This window comes from Senegalia massiliensis (genome assembly GCF_900626135.1).
Taxonomy (GTDB): domain Bacteria; phylum Bacillota; class Clostridia; order Tissierellales; family SIT17; genus Anaeromonas; species Anaeromonas massiliensis.
Window position 1 is genome coordinate 98727 of the sequence record NZ_LR130785.1, and the last position, 24825, is coordinate 123551.

Below are 24825 nucleotides of genomic sequence, written 5' to 3' on the forward strand. Positions count from 1 at the left end.
TAGTACTTTTATTATCTATATTTAATTATTTTTTAAATATATCTCTTATAAAATCAAATATACTTTTACTTCTCTTTTCTTCAGGTATATTTATAGCTAAATCAGCCATTTTTAGTATTCCTTCCATAGATTTAGCTACTGCTATAAATCTTCCTGAATGACAAAATACAGAATCTTCTACTCCAGTTATTTCTGCTAATTCATCATTTTCCTTTCCTGCCCAAGACTTAGGCAATTTTTTCTTATCAGTACCAGCCTTACCTCTTACTGTCTGAATAGCATAATTATCATCTTTAGGATATATTACAAATAATACTTCTTCTTTTTCATCTATATTTCTTAATATTTCTCCCCAAGGAGAGAATTGCTCTAAAATTAATATCTTTGGAGTTGTTCTGTTTTCAAAAGCAGTTATAATATTTTCTTTAGATTTTATTACTGAAATCCTACTATTAAAAGTATTTTCAAATACTATTTTTGCTAGTTTCACAGCTTCCATAAAAGCATCATCTATAGAATCATCTAAATACCAAGGAGGATTAAAATCTGATATTATTTTAGAAATATGCATAATTGGTATATCTTGTTGAATTCTAACACCATTATCTAAAGCATCTATTCCTTCTATTAATACTCTATCAATATAGTAAAATATATCACTAACTTCTTCTTCATTTAATGAATTTTCTTTAAACTTTATAATCTCTTTACCAAATTGTCTCCATATTAAACCACAAGCTGCATATGGTATTCCATTTTCTCTATATTTTTTCTCTATTCCATGATGGTCAAATTCTCCTCTACCTACATCATAAACAATATCTAGATTTTCTAATATATCATTGTCTCTAGTTCTTATTAATTCTATGTCAAATATTTGTTTAAGTATTGCTGTAGCCATAACATCATCTGCATGGAATCTACCATTATGAGTACCTACTTTTTTAAATCTCTTTTGATTCGTCATCTTATCACCTTCTTAAAATAAAATCTCTATCATGTCATGATAGAGATTTTATAATTATATATTTCTATTTTTTACGAATTCTTTTTTATTATCCTTATTTTTTATAATTCAATTTCAAGTTCTACAGGACAATGGTCACTTCCCATTATATGTGAATGAATTTTTGCATCTATTAAATCATTTTTTAATCTTTCAGAAACTACAAAATAATCGATTCTCCATCCAGAATTTCTCTCTCTTGCTTTTCTCATATAACTCCACCAACTATATACTTCTTCTTTATCAGGATAAAAATGTCTAAATGTATCTATAAAGTTAGCATTTAAGAGTTCTGTCATTTTTTCTCTTTCTGTATCTGTAAATCCAGCATTTTTCCTATTACTTGATGGATTTTTAAGATCTATTTCATTATGTGCTACGTTTAAATCGCCACATAATATTACAGGCTTATTTTTATCTAATTCAATTAGATAATTTGTAAAATCATCTTGCCATCTAGCTCTATAATCCAATCTTTCAAGACCTCTTTTTGAATTAGGTGTATAAACATTTACAAAATAAAATTTATCAAATTCAAGAGTTATTACTCTTCCTTCTTTATCATGTTCTTCTATCCCCAAGCCTTTAGTAAAAGATATAGGCTTTTTCTTTGTAAATACTGCTGTTCCAGAATAGCCTTTTTTTTCTGCATAGTTCCAATACTGATAATACCCTTCTAAATCCAAATCAATTTGTCCCTCTTGTAATTTTATCTCTTGAAGTGCAAATATATCTGCATCTACTTCATTAAAATATTCTAAAAATCCTTTTCTTACACAGGCCCTAAGACCATTTACATTCCAAGATATCATTTTCATATATATCACTCCAATTAAATATTAATGTCCATATAAATGATACCACTATTTACAGTAAAAAAACAATTATATTAAATATTCCATTTTGTGATATATTCCTTTTGTTTGTGGTATAATTATATTATATATTTTATTTCATTATAATTATACCACAATATGTGATAGGAGTTGTTGTTATGAAGAATTTTTATGAAAATTTCTTGAAATATCTAGAAATAGAGCATAGAGAAAAAGCTTTAAATTATATTTTAGAAAAATTAAATAATAATGAAATTGATATTGTTGATTTATATACTAAAATATTATCTCCTAGTTTAAACGAAGTTAATTACTGGGAAGATAAATCGTATCATATTTGGAAGGAACATGTTCGTAGTTCAATAATTAGAACTATTATAGAAAATTGTTATCCTTATGTTATAAAAGAAAGAGATAATAAATATAAATTACATCACAAAAAAAGGATTGCAATAGTATGTCCTAGAGATGAACAACATGAATTAGGAGCACGTATGATAACAGACTTTTTTATTTTAGCAGGTTATGATTCAATATTTGTAGGAGGGAATACTCCAACAAAGGAATTCTTAAATGCATTAAATAAAATTGAACTGGATTATATAGCTATATCTGTTTCTAATTATTATAATTTGGTAGAAGCATATAAAGCTATACAAGCTATAAAAAATATTAACAATGATATAAAAATATTAGTTGGTGGAAATGCTTTTAAAAATAAGAAAAAAACATATAAAGATATAGATGCAGATATGTACTTGGAAAGTTTTAATGATATCTTAAGCTTAGGAAAGGAAGATGCAAATGAAATTAGCTTTTAAAATTGCAGTAAGATTTTTAAAATCCAATAAAGGTCAAACTATTCTTATTGCACTTGGTATTGCCGTTGGAGTATCAGTTCAAATATTTATAGGTTCACTTATACAAGGTCTTCAAAAAGATTTAGTGGATAGTACAATTGGTAATTCATCACAAATAACAATAACTTCTGATTCAAATGACAGTGTAATAAGTAATTATGATGAAAAAGTGAAAACAATAAAAAATACAGATAATAGAATAAAAAATATATCTGTAGCTGCAGATGGTCCAGCACTTACTCGTAGTGACAAAAAAGATTATTCTTTACTTATAAGAGGATTAAATATTGATAGTGCAAATGATATATATGATATAAATAAAAGGATCTATGAAGGTAAAAAGCCAAAAGGTAATGGTGAAGTTTTAATAGGTAAAGTCTTAAAAGAAGAATTAAATGCAGATTTAAATGAAACTATTGATGTTGTAACTAATTCAGGTAAAACAAAAGAAATAAAAATAGTAGGTTTTTTTGATTTAGGCGTAGCAACAATTAATGAATCTTGGATGATAACAACCCTTGAGACAGCTCAAAATTTATTTGAATTCAATGATGATATTACAAGTATAGAAATGCAAGTAGAAGAAGTATTTCAGGCAGATGTTATTGCCAATAAAATTAAAGATACTCTAGGTGAAAATATTAAAATTACAAATTGGAAAGCTCAAAACGAAGAATTATTAAGTGGGTTAAATGGTCAAAGTATATCTAGCATAATGATTCAAGTTTTTGTTATTATATCAGTAGTTTTAGGTATAGCATCAGTCCTTGCTATTACTGTTATACAAAAGTCTAAGCAACTTGGAATTCTTAAAGCAATGGGTATAAAAGATAAAACTGCTAGTTTGATATTCCTGTTTGAAGGATTACTTCTTGGAATAATTGGTGCAATACTTGGAGTAGCACTTGGACTTTTTATAAGTTATATGTTTACTCAATTTGCAGTAAATCCAGATGGATCACCTGTAGTAGCATTATATATTGATCCTATATTTATTGTTATATCAACATTTATAGCAATAGCTGCGGCTGTTATTGCCGCACTTATACCAGCAAGACGCTCTTCAAAATTAAGTCCAATAGAGGTGATTAGAAATGGGTGATAGTATTTTAAAATTAGAAAATATAGATAAAGTATATGGTGAAAAAATAAAAACAAAAGTATTACACAATATAAATTTAGAATTTGAACAAGGAACATTTAACTCAATAATAGGTGCCTCAGGTAGTGGTAAAAGTACACTTCTCAATATAATAGGTACACTAGATACACCTACTGAAGGAAAAGTGATTATTGATGGTAAAAGAACTGACACTATGAAAAAAAATGAAATAGCTACTTTGCGAAATAAAACTATGGGGTTTATTTTTCAATTCCATTATTTATTACCTGAATTTACAGCTCTAGAAAATGTGCTCATGCCATATAGAATAGGAGATAATAAGGTAACAAAAGAAGTAAAAAAAAGAGCTGAAGAGCTTATAGATTTTGTAGGATTAAGTGATGTAAAGAATAATTTAGCTACAGATATGTCTGGAGGGCAACAACAAAGAACTGCTGTTGCAAGAGCTCTTATAAATAAGCCTAAATTACTTTTAGCAGATGAACCAACTGGAAATCTTGATTCTGAATCAACTGAAAAAGTATATTCATTACTAAGAGATATAAGTAAAGAAATGAATACTACATTTATAGTTATAACACATGACAAAAAAATAGCTGAAAGAACAGATAGAATAATAGAATTAAAAGATGGAAAGATAAATATGGATGTAGACAAATAAAAGTTTGGCATTAATGCCAAACTTTTATTTGTCTTAGCCTAAGGCAACATCTAATGTCATCATTACAGCAAAACCAAGCATTGCTCCAATTGTTGCTATATCTGTATGAGATTCTTGTTGAGCTTCTGGTATAAGCTCCTCTACTACAACATAAATCATTGCTCCTGCTGCAAATGCTAAAGCATATGGAAGTATTGGTCTCATTACAAGTACTGCAGCAGCTCCAAGTACTCCTGCTATTGGCTCAACTATTCCAGATGCCTGACCATACATAAAACTCTTTCTCCTGGACAATCCTTCACGTCTTAAAGGTATTGAAACTGCTGCTCCTTCAGGAAAATTCTGTATTCCTATTCCTATTGCAAGAGCTATAGCACCTGCTAAAGAAGCAGATGGTAAATTTGCTGCTGTTGCTCCAAAAGCAACCCCTACAGCTAATCCTTCTGGTATATTATGCAAAGTAACTGCAAATACTAATAGTATACTTCTTTGTAGACTTGTATTTATACCCTCAGCTTGTTGTCTAGGTTCACCTAAGTGTAAGTGAGGAAGCAATTTATCAACTATTAACAAAAATGCTCCTCCAGCTAAAAATCCTATTACAGCTGGTATAAATGATCCATCAGACATTTCTATTGCAGGTGCAAGTAATGACCAAAAGCTTGCAGCAATCATAACTCCTGCTGCAAAACCTAACATTCCATTTAATACATTTATATTAATCTTTTTAAAGAAAAATACAAGGGCAGCTCCAAGAGCAGTAAGTCCCCATGTAAATAACGTTGCAAATAATGCTTGAACTACTGGATTTAATTCTAAAAACCAATTCATATATTTATTCTCCTTCATTTATATATTCAATTATTTTATTATATTATTGGATTAATTAAGTATATACCCATTGTAATATAATTGTAACTAAAAAATTAGCTTCAGCTAATAATCATCTATTTGATATAATGTAAATATATGATAAAATTAATAGAACAAATTAGTTAATCTTATATACTTTAAAGGAAGTGAACTAATGCAAAATAAAGCTGTTGTGCTTGGAGCAAACTATTATATAGGTCTTAGTATTATACGCTCCTTAGGAATAGAAGGTATAAATGTAACTGCTATTGACTATTCTAAGAAAGACACCTATGGTTTTCATTCTAAATATCTAAATGAAAAATTAATAGCTCCTCATTATAAGGAACATCCTGATGAATTAGTTGATTTTTTAATAAGTTATGCTAAAAAGCAAGATAAAAAACCCGTACTATTTCCTAGTGCTGATCCTTATGTAGAATTTATAGATAAATATTTATATAAGTTAAAAAAATATTATCTTATACCTCAAAATGAAAAAGGACTATATACTACTGTCATGAATAAAGAATCTCTTCATAGATTAGCAGAAAAGCATAATATAGCTGTACCTGAAACAGTAAGACTTAATGAAGAAAATTATATAGAAAAGGTAGAAAGGATAATTAAATATCCATGCATTGTAAAACCTGTAGATTCTCCTTCATTTGTAAGGAAATTTAAAATTAAACTCTTTAAAGTATATAATAGAGACGATCTAATAAATTCAATAAAAAAAGCAACAGATGAAAATTTAGAAGTTATAATTCAAAGAATAATACCTGGCTTTGATGATCATATGTACACATTTGATGCTTATGTAGATCAATATAATAAAGTTACTCATTGGATGACTTGTCAAAAGCTCCGTCAATATCCTATAAATTTTGGAGCTTCAGTTTATACAAGTCAAAAATACATACCAGAGTTATACCATATAGCAGCTAATTTTTTAGAAGCTATAGGATTTAAAGGATTTTCAGAAATCGAATTTAAAAAAGATGCTGAAACTGGCAAATATTATCTAATAGAAATAAATGCGAGAACTACTAATTTAAATAGCCTTATATATAAATGTGGGCTCAATATGCCATATATAGCATATAGAGAATTAATAGGTGAACCTTTAAATCCAAAATCTATAAATTATGATACTAATTTAACTTTTTGGTATGCATATGAGGATTTACTTGCGGTAAAAGATTATATTAAAACTAAACAATTAACTTTTTTAAAAGTTTTATCATCTTATTTTAAACCAAAAGCATATGCAATATGGGATATAAAAGATCCGAAACCAGCAATATCATTTATGAACTCAAAATTTAAACATGCTAAAAATAAGTTTTTATAATATAGGAGATGAATAACCAATGATTAAATTAAATGAACTTCTTAAATCAATAAATATAATTAATTCTTGGAATGAAAAAAATATTGACATAACAGGAATATCATATCATTCAAAAAAGGTTCAAAAGGGCAATATATTTGTATGCATAAAAGGATATAAAACTGATGGTCATAAGTATATAATGAACGCAATCAACAATGGAGCAAGTGCATTAATTGTAGAAGAATATCAAGATGGATGGAATATCCCACAATATCAAGTATCAAATAGTAGAAAGGCACTAGCACATTTAAGTAGTCATTTTTATAATAACCCTTCGCGAAGTATGAAAATTATAGGAATTACTGCTACAAATGGAAAAACAACAACATCATTTATGACAGACAAAATACTTTCTGATAATGGATCTAATACAGGACTTATTGGAACAGTTATGAGTAAGTTTGGAGATGTGACTATACCTTCAATCTTAACAACTCCTGAATCATTAGATTTACAAAATTACTTTTACCAAATGAAAAATAAAAAAGTTTCACATGTAACAATGGAAGTTTCATCATCTTCTTTAGAATTAAATAGAGTTGAAAATGTAGACTTTGATATTGTTGCCTTTAATAATATAAGTAGAGAACATATTGATTTACATGGCTCCTTTGAAGATTATTTCAATGTGAAATCAAGTCTTATCACAAAGGCTAAAGAATCTGCTTGGGCAGTACTTAATATTGATTCACCTATGCTTAAAAATTTAATAGATAAAACTGAAGCAAATATTTTAACATATGGTGTTGAAAATAAAGATGGTGATTTATCATGTGAAGAACTAGATCTATCTACAGGTAGAGCAAGTTTCTATGTATCTATAAATAATCCTTTAAATCTAGGAGATATAAAATATGATAAAAGAAGATTTAAAATAAATTTATCAGTACCAGGATTCCATTCAGTATATAATTCAATGAGTGCTATTGCTATTGCTCTTTTATCTGGAGTTCCAATAAAAACTATTCAAAAAAGTTTAGAAAGTTTTGTTGGTGTTGAAAGACGTTTTCAATTTATATTTGAAGATAACTTTAAAATTATAGATGACCACTTTGCAAATGTTGGAAATATAAATGTTACACTTGGCACTCTTCATAAGATGGTTTATAAAGATTTACATTTAGTATATGCAATAAGAGGCAGTCGTGGACCAATAGTAAATAAAGAAAATGCTGAAACAATAGCAAATTGGGCAGATAAATTAGGCTTCAAGAAAATAATAGCAACAAAAAGTACCTCTCATGTAACCGAAAAAGATAAAGTCACTCAAGAAGAATTAGATGTATTTATGGATATCATGAATAAAAATAATATAGAAGTAGAGTTGTATGATGAATTACCTGATGCAATTAATAGTGGGCTTTCTCGTGCAAAAGACAGCGATGTAGTATTGCTGGCAGGGTGCCAAGGTATGGATTATGGTGCTCATATTGCACTTGAAATCATGCATGACTTAAGACCGGATATAAATAAAGACTTATTATATATACCTCTAAAAGATAGGGTAGCTGGTTCATCAAGTCTAGATATTATGGAATAAAAAAGGTGAGTGAATGAATGAATGATAAGGTTATAGGTATATTAGGTGGAATGGGACCTGAAGCTACTGCTGATTTATTTATAAAAATTATAAAGGCTACAAAAGTAAATTCAGACCAAGATCATTTTAGGGTTATCATAGATAATAATCCTAAAATACCAGATAGAACAAAATATATATTAGGATTAGGTGAAAATCCAGTACAAGCTCTAATACAAACAGGTAGAAACTTAGAAAAATCTGGTGTAGATATAGCATGTATACCCTGCATTACTGCTCATTATTTTATAGAAGAAGTACAGAGCAACTTAAAAATTCCAATCTTAAATTGCCTAGAACAAACTAATAAATATATAAAGCAGAATTACCCAAATATTAAAACCATTGGTGTACTTTCAACTACTGGAACTATAAATATAAAATTATTTGAGAAGTACATTAAAAACATAAATCTAATTTATCCCGATAAAAATATTCAGAAATATAATGTAATGGAAGCTATATATGGAGAAAAAGGGATAAAAAGTGGAAATATAGATAAATATCCTCTTAACTTATTACTACAGGCTAGTGAGCAACTTATAAAAAATGGAGCTGAAATATTGATTTCTGGATGCACTGAAATCAATCTGGTGTTAAAGACTTCACATATATCTATACCTTTACTAGACCCCATGCAAATATTAGCAGATGATATAATAAAAAGCTAATTCCAAAAGGAATTAGCTTTTTATTATTATTTTATATAATACTCCATTATATTTTTAACTCTTGGAACAACATAATGACTACCGCCTTTATCTTCTACACCTTCTATTATCATAGAAACTACTAATTCAGGGTTATCAACATTCATAGCTACAAACCAGCCATTTTCTTTTCCAGTTTCGCTTTGTGATGATTTTAATTCTGCAGTTCCAGTTTTACCTGCCAATTTTATGCCATCAAGTTTAGCTTCATTTCCTGTGCCATTTTCATCTTCAATTACATTAATTAAACCTTCTCTTAATATGTCTATATTTTTATCAGTTATAACATCTTTTTTCCATATTTCTGATTTAACACCTTCACCTTGTTCTAATATAGGTTTCATTATATTTCCATCATTTACAACTGAACTATAAATTAACGAAAGATGTAATGGGCTTACAAGTACTTCTCCTTGACCATATCCCGTATTCGCTAATAGTATTTCATTTTCAATATTATTTTCATTAGCAATTTGAGACTTTTCTATAGGATAGTTCACTGGAATGTCTTCATCGAATCCAAATTTTTTCGATTCTTCTATAAAGTTTTTTTCTCCAATCTCAAGTGCAGCCATTGCAAAATATATATTATCTGAATATACAAATGCATCATTTAAATTAACATTAGAAATTTTATCACTCACTCTAGTTACTTTATAATCTCCCCAAGAATTATCTTTTTGCCACCGCTTTCCATTTATACTCAATTTTTCACTAGGATTTATTGAATTTTTATCTAAAGCAATATCTGCCGTTACAAGTTTAAATGTAGAGCCTGGAGAATATGCATCATTAAATCTATTTTGAAATTCATTTACTTCTGTATCTTCCCATTCCTTAGATTGAGTCTTTGATATATAAGTTGTAAATAAATTTGAATCAAATGAAGGAGAACTTACCATTGATAAAACTTCACCAGTTATTGGATGTATTGCAACAGATGCCCCTACACTTCCGTCCATTTCATTATATATTTTCTTTTGTAAATCCATATCTATAGATAATTTTAAATCTTTACCATCTTCAGGTCTAGTTTTTGCTAAAACTACCTTGTCTATTTCCTCTCCATCATTTATTTTAGATATATATATTTCTTTACCATCTTTAGAACGAAGACTTTTTTCATGAACTGACTCTAGTCCTAGTTTCCCAACTATACTTGTACTATTATATATACCTTCTTTATCCTTTTCTAATTCTTCAGCTGTTATAGAGCCAGTATAGCCAATTAATGCTCCAAACGCTTCTCCTCCAGGATATACTCTTTCTTTAACTTCTTGATGTTTTACACCTTTGATATCAAGAAGTTGCGAAAGTTTTGTATCATCTACTGACAACTTTACTATAGGAATAAAATATTCTGGATTAGTATTTTTGTCTAATTTATCTTCTATTAATTCTTTGTCTATGTCCAGAATATTTGCCATATTAGATATATTAGATTCTTTATTTTCTTCAAATAATTTAGGATATATACCTATGTTATATCTTGTCCCATTTACAGCAAGTCCATTTCCAAATTTATCGTATATTTCTCCTCTTTCTGCATATAATGTTTCTACTCTAACTTTATCTTCTTTACTCATCTCTGGGAAAATTAGACTTTCATCCCATTTCACATACCATTTTTTTTCTCCATCTCTCTCTTCTTCTACCATTTCAATATTAAAATCTTCTAGTTTCATTTCACCTGCTACTGAATCCATTTTCAACTTAAATTTCAACGTATCCTCTTTGTCTTGTTCTTCATTTAGTTCTATATTTATATCCTTAGCTCCAATACCATCATATATATTAGTATATCTTGTTATAAAATCTTCTTTTGATATATATTTTTTTGAATCAGTTGATAACATTCCATACATTTTTTCATAATCTTTAGATTCCCAATTATCTTTATATGTACTAAATGCCTCTTCTTTAGTCTGACTACTACATCCAGTAAATACTAATACAGTCATTAAAAATACAACTATAATTAAAATACTTATTTTATGTTTGTTCAATTGACACACTCCTTATCCAAAATAATATTAAAGGCAACCCATTTATTTGTTTAATAGGTCGCCTTTATAGTTAGCTAATTGGTTCCATATACATCATAGATCTCTTTTCCGGTGTTAATACTTTCTGATTAGCAAGTAGCCCGTTAAAAAATCTTATTAAGTCATTTTGAATTATATTATTAGATAAATCTATCTTTTTATCTATCATTTCATTTGTAGCAATTAATTTTGGATTTTCTATTACTTCATCACTTTCAAATGAATATAATTTTGAAGATGATGCTGAATAAAAATGTTTTTTATTCAACCATGATCCATCAGGAAATACCACATTATTTTCTTTTACACTCATAATATCATTCCCTAATTGATAAGGATTAAATATCCCTAACATATTTGAAATTGTAGGTAGAGCATCTACCATTCCCATTGGTGTGTTGATAGTTTCATTAAATTGCTTATCTTTAGACCAAACAATAAATGGAGTTCTTTTTAATTGCTTTTTAAATGTTCCATTCATAGCTGTATATTCTGGATCTTCTTTTGTATAATATTCTCCTGTATCTTGATTATAATTAAATGTCTTTCTGTAATCATCAGTTGATATTTTAGCATGATGATCACCATATAAAACCACTACAGCATTATCTAATAATCCTTCTCTATCCATTCCTTCTATAAACGATTGTAAAGCTACATCGGCATAATGATAAGATTTTAAGTAATTTCCTATATCTGTGCCTTCTAAATGTCCTACGTTAAACTCTGGATATTTTTCTACATCATCAAAAGGATAATGATTAGAAAGGGTTATAAGAGTTGACATAATTGGTTTCTGTTGTTCTTGTTTAACCTGCTTTATTTTTTGAATTGATTGGTCAAAGAAAGATTTATCACTTAATCCAAGTCCTACTTCTTCATCAATTACATAATCATCTTTAGCAAAAAACTTGTCATAACCTAAGGTTTTGTGCATCACATTTCTATTCCAAAAGTCTCCATTATTACCATGCATACTCATAGTATAGTATCCTTTATTTTTCAATAATTTTTGCAAAGATACATAATTTCTATCAGCATGAGTCATAAAGACTGTTCCATTATTTATTGGTAAAAGTGAAGTGTTAAATGTAAACTCTGAATCACTACTTGTTCCTACTGAGTGTTGAGGATAGAAATTATCAAAATATAATCCTTCACTAGCCATCTTGTTTAAAAATGGAGTCACAGGACCATCTTCAAATTCTAACTCCATAGCAAATTTTTCTGCACTTTCATAATGTATTACATATACATCTTTACCTTTAAATATGTCTGTATATTCATTTTTATTTTGTTTATCTATATTATTTTCAACTAAATCTTCTAATAAAACAGTAGCTTCTTCTGTTTTAATTTCTGGTACACTGCTTGAAGCGATATTCTTCACAAAATCTGCAGTAGTATAAGAATATATACCTAATTGTTCAACTAAATATGGTCTATTCCACTGTTTCATTATACGACTCTTATCTGTACCACTCAAAGTATTAAATACAAAGAATAAAATTGTAGTTCCTATAACAAGTGGAACAACAAACTCTAATCTACTTCTATTATTCTCTGCTTTTTCAAAGAAATTCTTTCTTTTTAATTTACGTATAACTATTACTAATACTATTGTAGGAATTGCAAATAGCAACACTTTAAAGTCTAATGTCTTTATTACACTATCTCCTACTTCTTTAACTTGAGTAAGTTGCTTTAATAATGAAAATGATAAAAATGAACTATAATGCTTATAATAAACATAATTCATTCCATTTAATAAACCAAAAAATACTGACAATGCTATATATAAATAATTTCTACGTTTATATGATAAAAATAATGCTATTATACTTGTGAAAATTATCATTGGTATAGTAGTTACAATAGGCTTCCAGTAAGAAATTCCACCTACTGTCATCATTCTTAATAATATATCATTTAGAATTGCTCCTATTATCAGTAGTATAAATATTATATTGTTTTTAAACCCACTTAGTAATTTGTTTTTGAGTTTCATATTATCCCCTCTTCATTCCATATCCTATTAATTTACATTATATTTCTATTTTACTATAAAGATAGTTTATATCAAAGTGAGTAAAATATCAATTATCTATTCTTATTAATAGTATTAAAAAACTATAACAACAATTCTTGTTTTTTTAGATATAATAAATTTATTTTATTGTATCTAAATATAGTTTATTATAATTTATCTGTTCAATCCCCTTAAACAAGCCAATTCAATTTTAGAAAATGTTTAGAATTAACTATACAATTAAAATTTTTTTTAGATTTATAATATATATTACATAATCATTTCAAAAAAATGGATTTATAGCTTATTTTTTTTGTTATATTACATTTTCATTAAAATACATTCTTCTATTGATTTATTATATTCTTTTCTATACCCATAAATGAAGGTTTTATGTGTTTATAAGAATTTTCTTCAATATGTTTGAATAAATTATTCTTCAAGTTGAGCATCTATTTTCACTTTACCATTGTCACTTTGATATAGTTTTGGAAATATAGATTTATCTAATTTATAATTAAAACCTACTACTATTGCAGCTATAATTCCTATGATTCCAAGGGCAATAAATGCAGCACCATAAGACATATTATCAATTAAATAGCCCATAATTACTCTTCCTCCAGTTCCACCTATAAAATAACCAATATTTCTATAACTATTTATCCTACCTCTATGACTTGCAGGAACTCTTCTACTTATATAAGGGGCTGATCCTAACATATTTACTATTTCCCCTATTGTAAATGCAAACATCATTATGTAAAATATAAAATAAATATTAGTATCTACTATAATTAAATAACTAAGTGAGTAAAGAGTTATTCCTATTATTATTTTAGGCAATTCATTCAATTTTCTTAGTAAATGAGTAACTATAGGAGTAAATGCTATAACTACAAATCCATTAAAACTAGAAATCAAGCCAAAATATCTTGCTCCTTTATCCAAAAATATATCTTCCATATAAAGTGGCAATACAAAAGACCATTGATCATATATAAATGATGAAAACATAAATATTATTAACTGTATAAGTATTGATTTTCTCTTCTTCAGAATATCAAGTGATGAAGTGTTTATATCAGCATTATTTTCATATTCATTTTCTTCTTCTTCCTCAATATTTTGAATTTTTACATTTTTAATAAAAAATATTATAAGAATAGTAGATAAAAGAGTTGTAGCTCCATCAATTATAAATGCTAGACTTAAATAGTTTTCAAATAACAATCCGCCAATACTTGCCCCAAACATAAATCCTAAATTATGACCTAAATATGATAGTGAATAAACTTTTTCTCTCTCTTTTGGTTTAGTTACATCTGCTATCAATGCTTCAAATGCTGGGTATTCCATATTAGCAAATAATCCTGCTATTACAAAAAATACAAGCATTAATGTTCCAGGTTCTACAAGTCCTGCTAATATGAAAAATATTACAGTGATTATGTCAAATGTAATTATTAATTTTTTTCTGTTATATTTATCAGCAAGTTTTCCTCCTATTATTGTAGCAGGTAGGAACAACCCACCAATAGCAATGGAAAGCCAAGCTATTGTGGATGCTGAATATCCAATCTTTCGACTAAGTATCAAAGTTAAAAGTGGCCAAATAAAACCTCCCATATTTGTTATTATTCTAGCAAAAAATATAACATATGCAGATTTAGAAAGACCCTTATATTGAGAAAATATACTTATCATTATTATTCATCTCCTTAAGTTTAAATAAAAATAACACCAATTATATTATAATATAATTGGTGTTATTTTTCTCTTTTATTTTATATTAAACCTTTTTTTTCTAAGAAATCTCTTGCTACTTTTTCTAAATCTTCTTTTTCAACATCAACAAGATAGTTCATATTCTGCATTTCTTCATCTGATATAGTATCACCTAACTTTTCTAATACCTCTTTTAATTCTGGATATTTTTTAAGACTTTCATTATGAACTATAGGTGCTGCATAATATGGTGGGAAAAATGACTTATCATCTTCAAGAATAGTTAAATTCAAATCTATTATTTTACCATCAGTAGAAAATGCATTTATTACATCAACTTCACCACTTTCTATAGCATTATATCTAAGACCTGTATCTAGACCATTTGCTTCTTTAAATTCCAGTCCATATGTTTCTTTAAGTCCAGGATATCCATCTTCTCTGTCTAAAAACTCCATATCTGCACCTAAAACAAGTCTATCAGACATTGATACTAAATCACTGAATGTTTCCAAGTTATTTGCTTTTGCTAAATCTGATTTTAATGCTAAAGTATAAGTGTTATTAAACCCTAAAGGATCCAACCACGTAATATTATATTTTTCATTATATTCTTCTTTTACTATATTATATACTTTCTCTGAATCAGTTTCTACATCTTGTCTTTTAAGTATTGCGCCATAAGCTGTTCCTGTATATTCTACATAAGTGTCTATATCATTACTTTTAAGTGCTTCAAATGCTGGAAGTGTACCTCCTAATTCTTTTACTTCAGTTTCATACTCTGTATTTTCTTCAATTAATATTGAAAGTATCTGTCCTTCTATTCTAGCTTCTGTATAATTTTTAGTTCCTATAACAATAGTTTCATCTTCATTGAAATACTGATATCCTACAGCACTCACTATAATTAACACAACTGCTAAAACTAAAGCACCTATTCTTTTTCTTGTCTTCTTGTCAGTAATAAGGTGCCCAAAGACAGAAACTGAAGCTTTCTTTTCTATCAAACCAAGTAAATAGTCTATTCCAAGAGCTAAAATTGTAGTTGGTATAGCACCTGCAAGGATTATAGAGTTATCACTCATTGATATACCACGGAATATGAAATCACCTAATCCTCCAGCTCCTATAAGTGCTGCAATTGTAGTAGTACCAATATTAATTACTGTAGCAACTCTTATCCCCCCCATTATAACTGGAAATGATAATGGCAAGCTTACCATAAATAATATTTGCATAGGAGTCATTCCTACACCTTTTGCAGATTCTGTTATAGATTCATCTACACTTTTTATACCTATAAATGTATTTTTAATAATAGGTAATAGTGCATATAAAAATAATACTATAACCGCAGGTCTATAACCTATACCTCCTATAAGGGGGATTGGAATGATAAAACCAAAAAGGGCTAAACTTGGTATTGTTTGAAATATATTTGCAACTGCAAGTATTCCATCTCCTAGTTTTTTACTTCTTGAAACTATTATTCCTAGTGGTACGCCTATAAGTACTGCTAATAATACTGCAGTAAGTGTTATTTGCATATGTTCAATAGTTTTCGCTATAATCTCACTAAAATTCTCAATCATATAATTAAAAACCATAAAATTCTCCTTTCCTAATCAACTTGTAATAAATCAGATATAACATTTAATGCACTACTCTTTGTTACTACTCCTTTTACTTTATTTTGAGAGTTTATAACAGGAACAAAGTTGATATTTTGTTCATTTATTATATTTATAACGTCTGCCATACTCATATCCTCATGTACTGGCTTTATATCTGTTCTTTTAAGTTCAGTCATAGTCATACTTTTATCATTACTTCTTGTATCCTTAGCAGTTATATATCCTTGATAATTTTCATCTTTATCTACAATTATAAGGAAATTAACTTCTCTTTCTCTCATTCTCTCAACTGCTTCAGCAAGTCTTCTTCTAAGATAAATCTTTGGATATTTTTTAACCATTATATCACTAGCACTAATAAGTTCTGGACTTCTCCATAACCTATCTTTCCCAACAAAGTTTTCTATAAATTCGTTTTTAGGATTAGATAATATCTCTTCTGGAGTATCAAACTGTACAATATTTCCTTTATCCATAACAGCTATTCTATCTGCCATTTTGATAGCTTCATCCATATCATGAGAAACCATAACAATGGTTTTGGATAATTCTGATTGCAATCTTATAAGTTCATCTTGTAATTGTTCGCGAGTTATAGGATCAAGTGCAGAAAAAGGCTCATCCATTAATAAAATATCAGGATTTGCAGCTAATGCTCTTGCTATACCTACTCTTTGTTGTTGGCCCCCACTTAATTCTGAAGGATATCTCTTAGCATATTCATCTGCTGGAAGTCCCACTAAATCTAATAGTTCACGTGCTCTTTCTTCTCGTTCTTCTTGAGTCCATTCTTTTAGTAGTGGTACAAGCTCAATATTTTCGCTTACGGTCATATGTGGAAAAAGACCAACCATTTGAATAACATATCCTATATTTCTTCTGAGTTGTATAGCGTTTATGTCTAGTATGTTATCACCATTTATTAATATTTCTCCTCCTGATGGCTCAATGAGTCTATTTATCATCTTCATTGTAGTAGTCTTTCCACAGCCACTTTCTCCAATAAGTACAACTAACTCGCCTTTTTTGATTTGAAAGCTTAAATCATCAATAACAGCTTCAGTTGCATCATCAAATATTTTTTTTACGTTCTTAAATTGAATCATTTAATTTCTCCTTTCCTTTTATATTAAAAATAATTAAACAATAATTTTTAATAATGTAATTATTAACATTTAAAATTAAAGCTAGAAGTTTATACACAGCTAGCTTGTCCTTATCAATTATGATATTATAATTTAAAAGCTTTGGTAAAGTAAGATGTAGACTAAAATAATATAAGAGAATTAATCTATAAGAGGATTAAAAAATCTAAAAAGTGATTTGCTATATTTTATTATATTACATATTCAAAATATTTGCCAGTAAAATTCCGAATTATAATATATTTTTTTTGTTAAATGTTATTTAAATCGCTTTATTTTAATAATAAATACATGTTTATAGTTCATGATTTTATAATTTAAAAAGTAAAATAGATCTTTATTGATCCATTTTACTTGAATTTTTAGTCATTTCATTTATAGTATTCATTTCTGTGTTTGTTAAATATCTCCATTTGCCTATGGGTAAATTTTCTAAAGTTACATTCATTATTCTTATTCTTTTAAGTTTTACTACATTATACCCTAAATATGAACACATTCTTCTAATTTGTCTATTAAGTCCTTGTGTTAATATTATTTTAAATTTGTATTTACTAATTTTTTCAACAAAACATTTCTTTGTTACTGTATCTAATATAGGAACTCCATTTGACATATCTTTTATAAATTTATTTGTTATAGGTTTATCTACTGTCACTATATATTCTTTTTCATGATTATTTCCTGCCCTAAGAATTTTATTTACAATATCACCATCATTTGTTAAAAATATTAGGCCTTCAGAATCTTTATCAAGTCTACCTATGGGAAATATCCTTTCAGGATAATTTACAAAGTCTACTATATTACCTTTTACATGTGATTCTGTTGTACAAGTTATACCTCTAGGCTTATTTAATACTATATATATAAGTTCTGGTTTATCATTTATTAATTTACCATCTACTTCTATATAATCATTAAAATCAACTTTGTCTCCTAATTCTGCTTTTCTACCATTTATTTTAACTCTGCCTTGTTCTATCATTGAATCAGCTTCTCTTCTAGAACAAATCCCTGTCTCTCTTATAAATTTATTAATTCTTTTCTTTGAATTGTTTTGTTCCATTAAATATTATTACTCCTTAAAATTTAATTATTTTTGTTTTTGTTTTTGTAAATTAAGTGTTAATCCTCCATCAACTAATATGTCTGTACCAGTTATAAATGAAGCCTTATCACTTGCTAAGAAATGAACTAACTCAGATACTTCTTCAGACTCTCCATTTTTACCTATTGGAGTTATAGACTTCATATATTCCATTCTTTCAGGATGTTCTGCACTTGCTTTCTTTGCCATTGGAGTCATTATTATTCCTGGAGATACAGAAACTATTCTACTATTCTTTTTGCCAAAACGAGTTGCATTAAGTTTTGCAATTAATTGAACTCCATGCTTTGCATAATTATATGCCAAATCAGAATCTCCATCTAAAAATGAAGCTATTTTTTCTAAAGCATCTTCTTGTTGAGGATTTCTTAAAAGTTCATCTTGATCATTATTTGATGAAACCATATGACCCATCATTGAAGCAATTAAAATAACAGAAGCCCCTTTATCAATTCCATTATATGTTTCTTCAACTACATTGTAAGTTCCAAGTAAATCTATTTTTAAAGTTTTCATTACATCTCCAACAGTTCCACTTACACCAGCTGCATGTACCATAGTCTTTAATTCTCCAAAACTTTTTGCATAATCAATTAATTTCTTTACACTTTCTTTGTCGGATACATCAGTAGAATAATATTCAACATCTATTCCTATATTATTTAACTCTTCACTTGCAGTTATTAGCTTATCTTCACCTCTACTAGCTATTACAACAGTACCCTCTTTAAATAATTTTGCACATTCTAAACCTATACCACTACTTCCACCTGTAATTACATGAACTTTTTTCATCTGTATAAATACCTCCAGTAATTTATGCTATTAATTTATAAAGAGATTATACCCTTATTTGCTCATTATAACACACAATTTAAGTATCACTATCTTATTTTTCCTATGTTATAATTATATTGATAGTAAAATATGAATATAAAAGGTGAGTATATGGAAAAAAAGAGTAATCTTAATTTTGTAATAGTACTACTTATATCCTTAATTGTGACAGGAGTTATTGGATATAAAATATTGCTTGAACTTAATTTTATAGATGCATTATATATGACTGTTATAACCATATCTACTGTTGGCTATGCAGAAGTTGGAGAAATGAATACTGAAGCAAAACTCTTTTCTATAATTTTAATATTTGTAAGTTTAGGTACAGCAGGTTATTTATTCAGTAGTATAGTGTCTTCTTTTTTAGAGGGAGATTTAAAAAAAGCTTGGAGGAGGAGAAAAATGGAGCAGGATATAACAAAATTAAATAACCACTATATAATATGTGGATCCGGAGAAACAGGTTATAATGCTATCAAGCAGTTTAAAAGAAGTAATGAACCATTTGTGGTTATAGATAAAGATAAAAATAAAATCAATGAATTAATAGAAGATGATGTATTTGCAATACATGGAGATGCAACAGCAGAAGAAATTCTTAAAAAAGCCAAAATTAAAAATGCCAAGGGACTTATATCTTCTCTATCAACTGATGCAGAAAATGTTTATACAGTTTTAACTGCAAGACAAATGAATAAAGATTTATATATAGTATCTCGTGCTATAAATAAACATGCAGATGAAAAATTAAAAAAAGCTGGAGCAAATAACACTATTTCTCCGAATGAAATAGGTGGAACCAGAATGGCTGCATTAATGCTTAGACCTACAGTTATTTCTTTTTTAGATATAATGACAAGAGCTGGAGATGTAATACTGGATCTTGAAGATGTAGTTATATCAACAAATTCATCTATCATAAATAAAACTTTAAGACAAGTTAAAATACCTGAAAGAACTGGACTAATTGTTCTTGCAATAAAAAAGAAAGATTCAGAAAAATTATCATTTAACCCCAGTTCAGATGAGGTGCTAAAAGAAGGAGATACTATGATAGTATTAGGTAGAGAAGAACAAGTAAATGATTTAAGAGAAATAGCAAATGATAAAGGAAAAAGACATTTGAGTATATAGAAAAGGAGATTATAATGCAGATTTTAAAAAATGATTGGAAGGATTTATTAGAAGATGAATTTAAAAAAGATTATTATTTAAACTTGAGAAAATTTTTAATAAATGAATATAAAACTAAAACTATTTATCCAGATATGTATGATATATTTAACGCTTTGCATTTTACTGACTACAAAGATGTAAAAGTAGTCATTTTAGGGCAAGATCCATATCATGGTCCAAATCAGGCTCATGGTTTAAGCTTTTCTGTAAAACCTGAAGTTGGAATTCCTCCTTCTTTAGTAAATATTTATAAAGAATTAAATAATGATTTAAATTGTTATATCCCTAATAATGGATATTTGAAAAAATGGTCAATGCAAGGGGTAATGCTACTTAATACTGTATTAACAGTTAGAGCACACAAACCAAATTCTCATAGAAACATGGGATGGGAATATTTTACGGATAAAATAATTAGTTTACTAGATAAGAGAAAAGATCCTATTGTTTTTATATTATGGGGTAAAAATGCTCAATCAAAACAAGATTTAATAAATAATCCAATTCATCATATTATAAAAGCACCTCATCCAAGCCCATTAGCTGCTTATAGAGGTTTTTTTGGAAGTAGACCTTTTTCTAAGACTAATAAATTTTTAAAATCTATAGGAAAAAATCCTATAGATTGGCAAATTGAAAATATATAGAGGATATCAATATCCTCTATATATTTTTACCTCTTTAAATTTTACAATTGGTAAAAGCACTCTACACTAAATACTTCTTGTCCTGAATATATTGCAGTTTTTGTAGAAGGTATATTTTCACAATCAATATTACACCATAATACTTCTACCGATTCAGGTAATATATCTATAAAATAGCTAAGTAATAATTCAGAATATTTATTCCCTCTATAATCTTTAGCTATCATAATTTCATTAATATATATACCTTCTAGTCCAAAAATCCCACTTTTTTCTGCCGCAATTATACCGACCTTTTCATTTTTTAAAACACCATAATATAATAGATTTTCTTCACGACATTTTTCCATTAATTCAATATCATTTATAGGTATTCTTTCTTTCATATCAGGATTCATAATATGAAAATTATTGTACTCATTTTCATACCATTTATAATATTCACTACTCTTAACTTCTTGAAGTTTAAATTTACTTTTAGCTGTTGTAGAATTTTTTGAATTTAATTTTATTACATTACCAATAAAAGATTGTTGAACAGTAAAAAACTTTTCATCTAATTCATATTTTGATAATAAAGTGGAATTGATCCAAAAATTAATATGTAGTGGTTTGAAAACCTTGAAATATGGATATACATTTTTAACTATATCTTTAATATCAGATTGTTTTATCATAAAATTAGGCCATATATAAATAAAGGGTTTCTTAGGATTTCCCCCCATATGTCGAATTCCTGCTAAAACAAATTTATCTGTCTCTCCAATCTTAATTAATTTTTGTTCGTAATCAGAAATCTTTGTTTTTGGAATATTAAAATGTTTAAATCTTGTCTCCATAATATCTATTTTATTTAGTTCTAATAATTGATCTAACTCTGATTCAATATACTTATTTACTTTTTCATGATTTATTAATTCACCTAAAACTTCTAAATCATAGGTGAATTCAGATGCAACTTGTACAAATTTCATTTTATTATCTAAAATAATTTCCACTCCTCTTTTTATTAATTGCTACTTTCATTAATATTCTTCTTTATATTTAATTCGTTCTAATAATTAATTGAAATAATAAACCTATATTTATATTACCATCTTTAATCTATAAAATAAAATTTCTGCTCCTACATTTTCATATGAAGAATTAACAAAATATTTGATAGTAAAATTATTTTAGCTGAAGACCAAGTCTTCAGCTAATTATTATAATTAATTATTTAAGTTATTTTTCCTATACTAAAGTTTTAAATTTTATTTATTTCTATTTTCTTTATATATATCAAATATAAAGAAAATATCAAAGTGCATATCTCCGCTAAAATAATAGAAGTCCAAATGCCTATATCTCCTATAATTAGAGGAAGAATTATTACAAAAACTACTGTAAACACTAGCCCTCTGCTTGCAGATATAATATTTGCTATTTTAGGATTTTCTGTAGATTGATAATAATTTATATTAACTATATTTATTGAGGCAATAATAAATGAAAAGGCATAAATAACCATAGCATCAAAAGTTAATTTTATAAGTGTTTTATCACTATTAAAAATACTAATTATTTTTTCTCCTAAAACTAATATTATTAAATATATTATTAATGAAGCAGTAAAGTTAGTTTTTACTCCCATTTTGAATACTTTGTTTACTTTTTTATAATTTTCTTTTCCATAATTATAGCTTAATAATGGTTGTATGCCTTGAGAAATACCAATAAATAATGCTATAAGCACCACACTTATATATCCAATTATGCTAAAGCTTGCAATACCAACCTCTCCAATTCTTCTCATTATAACCTGGTTAAAGGTGAATACACTAACTGCTGGTGATACCTGAACTATAAACTCTGGTGTTCCTGCCTTAAGAATTCTAATGAGTTCAGATTTTTTAAGCTGAGGTATATATAGCTTAAGTTTTCCCTGATTTCTAAAAAAATGACTTAGTAGTAAGAATACACTGGATAATTGCCCTAATCCTGAGGCTATTGCCGCCCCAACTATTCCATAATTAAAAATAAATATAAACATATAATCTAAAACTATATTAGTTATTGCACCTACGATTAAAGCAATCATAGCTAGTTTTGGATTTCCATCATTTCTAACAAATGCACTTAGAGCTAAACTACCTGAAAACCCAAGACCGAACATCAAATAATAACGAAGATATTCAGCTGTACCTTTTGCTAACTCATTACTAGAACCTAACATTTTAGCTAACCCCTCAGGAAAAAATACTCCAACTACTGATAATATACCTGTTATAACTACTATTAAAAACAAGCTTTCCAAAAATATATTATTACCTTCATCATACTTATTCTGACCAAATTTTATAGATGTTACTGCTGCACCACCCATAGTTATCATCATTGTAATAGCTATCATAAGTGTTGTAACAGGTAAAGCTATATTTATTGAAGCTAAAGCACTTGCTCCTACTCCTCTACCTACAAATATTCCATCAACAACTATATAAAGTGCAGAAACCATAATACCTATTACAGATGGTACAGCATATTTTATAAACTCTTTCCATAGTGACTTCATAGTTCATCCCTCCTAAAAGAGATTATAAAGTCTATACCATGTATAGAGTCAATAGTTTAAATTAAAATTTGCAATTCATATAACAAATCAGAATTTTCACCTTGTTCTATTGTATTAAATAATTGAGTTTCGACTCCAATACCTAAAGGATGAATATTATTTTCTTTAATGTACTTTATTAATTTATCCATTGCCATTTCTCTTCCACTATCAAAATACGCAATACATATAAAATTCCCACCTGAAATTTCTTTAATATCAATTTCTTTGTTATTATTCTCAACACAAAGAGTTGAATAAACACTTTCATAAGATATCTTTCCTTCATCTAAAAACAAATCTAAACAAATAAAATATCCTGATTCTCCTTCAAACATAATCTCATTCTCTTCTATAATTTTATCCATACTTCTTAGTTTTATTTGAAAATCGCTCTCTTCATCTTTTTTATTTAATGCAATCTCTATAATAAATCTCTTTTCAATTTGTCTAAAGTATATTTCATTAGTTTCTTTATATTCTGTACCATATTTAATTTTATCTTCTATATGTCCTATAGCCGTACTTATATTTTTTAGTCTAATTACCTCTTTATCTACTATTTTTTGTTGAATTTTTATAAAAGATAGCAATTTAATAATATCTTTACTATCTAATACATTCTTAAGTTCCTTAAGAGGTGCTCCTATCTGTTTTGAATATTTAATTAAATCTAAATACATAAACTGATTTATTGTATAGTATCTATAGTTAGTATGTGGATCAACATAGGCTGGTTTTAAAAGTCCCATTTTGTCATAAAGTCTTAATGCTTGAATAGATACATTATTAATCTTAGCTGTTTCTCCTATAGAAAAATATTTTCCCATAAATTCCTCCCTAATATAATT

The 24825-nt window shown here is 27.5% G+C and carries 21 protein-coding genes; 8 read left to right on the top strand and 13 right to left on the bottom strand.

All coding sequences use genetic code 11. The annotated features are described in order from the left end of the window. Positions 1-25: 25 nt before the first annotated feature. Together E0D94_RS00445 and E0D94_RS00450 are read right to left on the bottom strand one after the other, a co-directional pair. Positions 26-967 (bottom strand): MYG1 family protein, encoded by a 942-nt coding sequence (locus tag E0D94_RS00445; protein WP_130805353.1) that lies wholly within the window; start codon positions 965-967, stop codon positions 26-28. Between the two features lie 101 nt (positions 968-1068). Continuing rightward, a complete protein-coding gene (locus E0D94_RS00450) occupies positions 1069-1824 on the bottom strand; it encodes an exodeoxyribonuclease III (RefSeq protein ID WP_130805354.1) in 756 nt (251 codons plus the stop codon). A 176-nt stretch (positions 1825-2000) separates the two neighbouring features. Between E0D94_RS00450 and E0D94_RS00455 the strand changes: the two genes are divergently transcribed. The 3 genes from E0D94_RS00455 to E0D94_RS00465 are packed head-to-tail and all read left to right on the top strand — an operon-like array spanning position 2001 to position 4486. Continuing rightward, positions 2001-2663, top strand: a complete 663-nt coding sequence (locus tag E0D94_RS00455; protein ID WP_130805355.1) for a cobalamin B12-binding domain-containing protein — start codon at positions 2001-2003, stop codon at positions 2661-2663. Next, the gene (locus tag E0D94_RS00460) at positions 2647-3804 is read left to right on the top strand and encodes an ABC transporter permease (protein WP_130805356.1); all 1158 of its coding nucleotides are present in this window, start codon (positions 2647-2649) and stop codon (positions 3802-3804) included. The genes E0D94_RS00455 and E0D94_RS00460 overlap by 17 nt, the downstream gene beginning before the upstream one ends. After that, positions 3797-4486: an ABC transporter ATP-binding protein gene (locus E0D94_RS00465; protein WP_130805357.1), complete on the top strand. Its 690-nt coding sequence runs from the start codon at positions 3797-3799 to the stop codon at positions 4484-4486. Before E0D94_RS00460 ends, E0D94_RS00465 begins: the two co-directional genes overlap by 8 nt. A gap of 33 nt (positions 4487-4519) precedes the next feature. Here E0D94_RS00465 and E0D94_RS00470 read toward each other — a convergent pair whose 3' ends face one another. Continuing rightward, positions 4520-5317, bottom strand: coding sequence for a ZIP family metal transporter (locus tag E0D94_RS00470; protein ID WP_130805358.1), 798 nt, complete (start codon positions 5315-5317; stop codon positions 4520-4522). A 196-nt stretch (positions 5318-5513) separates the two neighbouring features. Here E0D94_RS00470 and E0D94_RS00475 point away from each other — a divergent pair, with 196 nt between their 5' ends. Genes E0D94_RS00475 through cuyB form a run of 3 tightly spaced genes read left to right on the top strand, consistent with a single transcriptional unit; the run spans position 5514 to position 8984 of the window. After that, complete coding sequence (locus tag E0D94_RS00475; protein ID WP_130805359.1) at positions 5514-6692, top strand: carboxylate--amine ligase; 1179 nt, start codon at positions 5514-5516, stop codon at positions 6690-6692. A 19-nt stretch (positions 6693-6711) separates the two neighbouring features. After that, positions 6712-8274, top strand: coding sequence for a Mur ligase family protein (locus tag E0D94_RS00480; RefSeq protein ID WP_130805360.1), 1563 nt, complete (start codon positions 6712-6714; stop codon positions 8272-8274). A gap of 17 nt (positions 8275-8291) precedes the next feature. Next, complete coding sequence (gene cuyB, locus E0D94_RS00485) at positions 8292-8984, top strand: cysteate racemase (protein WP_130805361.1); 693 nt, start codon at positions 8292-8294, stop codon at positions 8982-8984. Positions 8985-9010: 26 nt separating this feature from the next. Here the strand turns inward: cuyB and E0D94_RS00490 are convergent, their stop codons facing one another. The 7 genes from E0D94_RS00490 to E0D94_RS00520 all read right to left on the bottom strand — a co-directional run bounded on the left by E0D94_RS00490 (position 9011) and on the right by E0D94_RS00520 (position 19513). Continuing rightward, a complete protein-coding gene (locus E0D94_RS00490; RefSeq protein ID WP_242620448.1) occupies positions 9011-11029 on the bottom strand; it encodes a penicillin-binding transpeptidase domain-containing protein in 2019 nt (672 codons plus the stop codon). Between the two features lie 70 nt (positions 11030-11099). Further along, on the bottom strand, positions 11100-13076 hold the full coding sequence (locus tag E0D94_RS00495) for an LTA synthase family protein (protein WP_130805362.1): 1977 nt from the start codon (positions 13074-13076) through the stop codon (positions 11100-11102). Between the two features lie 453 nt (positions 13077-13529). Further along, positions 13530-14804, bottom strand: coding sequence for an MFS transporter (locus E0D94_RS00500; RefSeq protein ID WP_130805363.1), 1275 nt, complete (start codon positions 14802-14804; stop codon positions 13530-13532). A gap of 80 nt (positions 14805-14884) precedes the next feature. Continuing rightward, positions 14885-16435 (bottom strand): glycine betaine ABC transporter substrate-binding protein, encoded by a 1551-nt coding sequence (locus E0D94_RS00505; protein ID WP_130805364.1) that lies wholly within the window; start codon positions 16433-16435, stop codon positions 14885-14887. Between the two features lie 14 nt (positions 16436-16449). Then, the gene (locus E0D94_RS00510) at positions 16450-17568 is read right to left on the bottom strand and encodes an ABC transporter ATP-binding protein (RefSeq protein WP_130805365.1); all 1119 of its coding nucleotides are present in this window, start codon (positions 17566-17568) and stop codon (positions 16450-16452) included. A 376-nt stretch (positions 17569-17944) separates the two neighbouring features. After that, the gene (gene rluF, locus E0D94_RS00515; protein WP_130805366.1) at positions 17945-18676 is read right to left on the bottom strand and encodes a 23S rRNA pseudouridine(2604) synthase RluF; all 732 of its coding nucleotides are present in this window, start codon (positions 18674-18676) and stop codon (positions 17945-17947) included. A 27-nt stretch (positions 18677-18703) separates the two neighbouring features. Further along, positions 18704-19513, bottom strand: coding sequence for an SDR family oxidoreductase (locus E0D94_RS00520; RefSeq protein ID WP_130805367.1), 810 nt, complete (start codon positions 19511-19513; stop codon positions 18704-18706). 132 nt (positions 19514-19645) lie between these two features. Here E0D94_RS00520 and E0D94_RS00525 point away from each other — a divergent pair, with 132 nt between their 5' ends. Together E0D94_RS00525 and E0D94_RS00530 are read left to right on the top strand one after the other, a co-directional pair. Beyond that, the gene (locus E0D94_RS00525; RefSeq protein WP_130805368.1) at positions 19646-20692 is read left to right on the top strand and encodes a potassium channel family protein; all 1047 of its coding nucleotides are present in this window, start codon (positions 19646-19648) and stop codon (positions 20690-20692) included. Between the two features lie 14 nt (positions 20693-20706). After that, a complete protein-coding gene (locus E0D94_RS00530; RefSeq protein ID WP_207289576.1) occupies positions 20707-21381 on the top strand; it encodes a uracil-DNA glycosylase in 675 nt (224 codons plus the stop codon). A 41-nt stretch (positions 21382-21422) separates the two neighbouring features. Here the strand turns inward: E0D94_RS00530 and E0D94_RS00535 are convergent, their stop codons facing one another. The 3 genes from E0D94_RS00535 to E0D94_RS00545 all read right to left on the bottom strand — a co-directional run bounded on the left by E0D94_RS00535 (position 21423) and on the right by E0D94_RS00545 (position 24804). After that, positions 21423-22355 carry a hypothetical protein gene (locus tag E0D94_RS00535; protein WP_130805370.1) on the bottom strand — a complete coding sequence of 311 codons (933 nt, stop codon included), beginning with the start codon at positions 22353-22355 and terminating at the stop codon, positions 21423-21425. 272 nt (positions 22356-22627) lie between these two features. Next, positions 22628-23935: an MATE family efflux transporter gene (locus E0D94_RS00540; RefSeq protein ID WP_130805371.1), complete on the bottom strand. Its 1308-nt coding sequence runs from the start codon at positions 23933-23935 to the stop codon at positions 22628-22630. Between the two features lie 56 nt (positions 23936-23991). Beyond that, complete coding sequence (locus E0D94_RS00545; RefSeq protein ID WP_130805372.1) at positions 23992-24804, bottom strand: MerR family transcriptional regulator; 813 nt, start codon at positions 24802-24804, stop codon at positions 23992-23994. Positions 24805-24825: the final 21 nt, after the last annotated feature.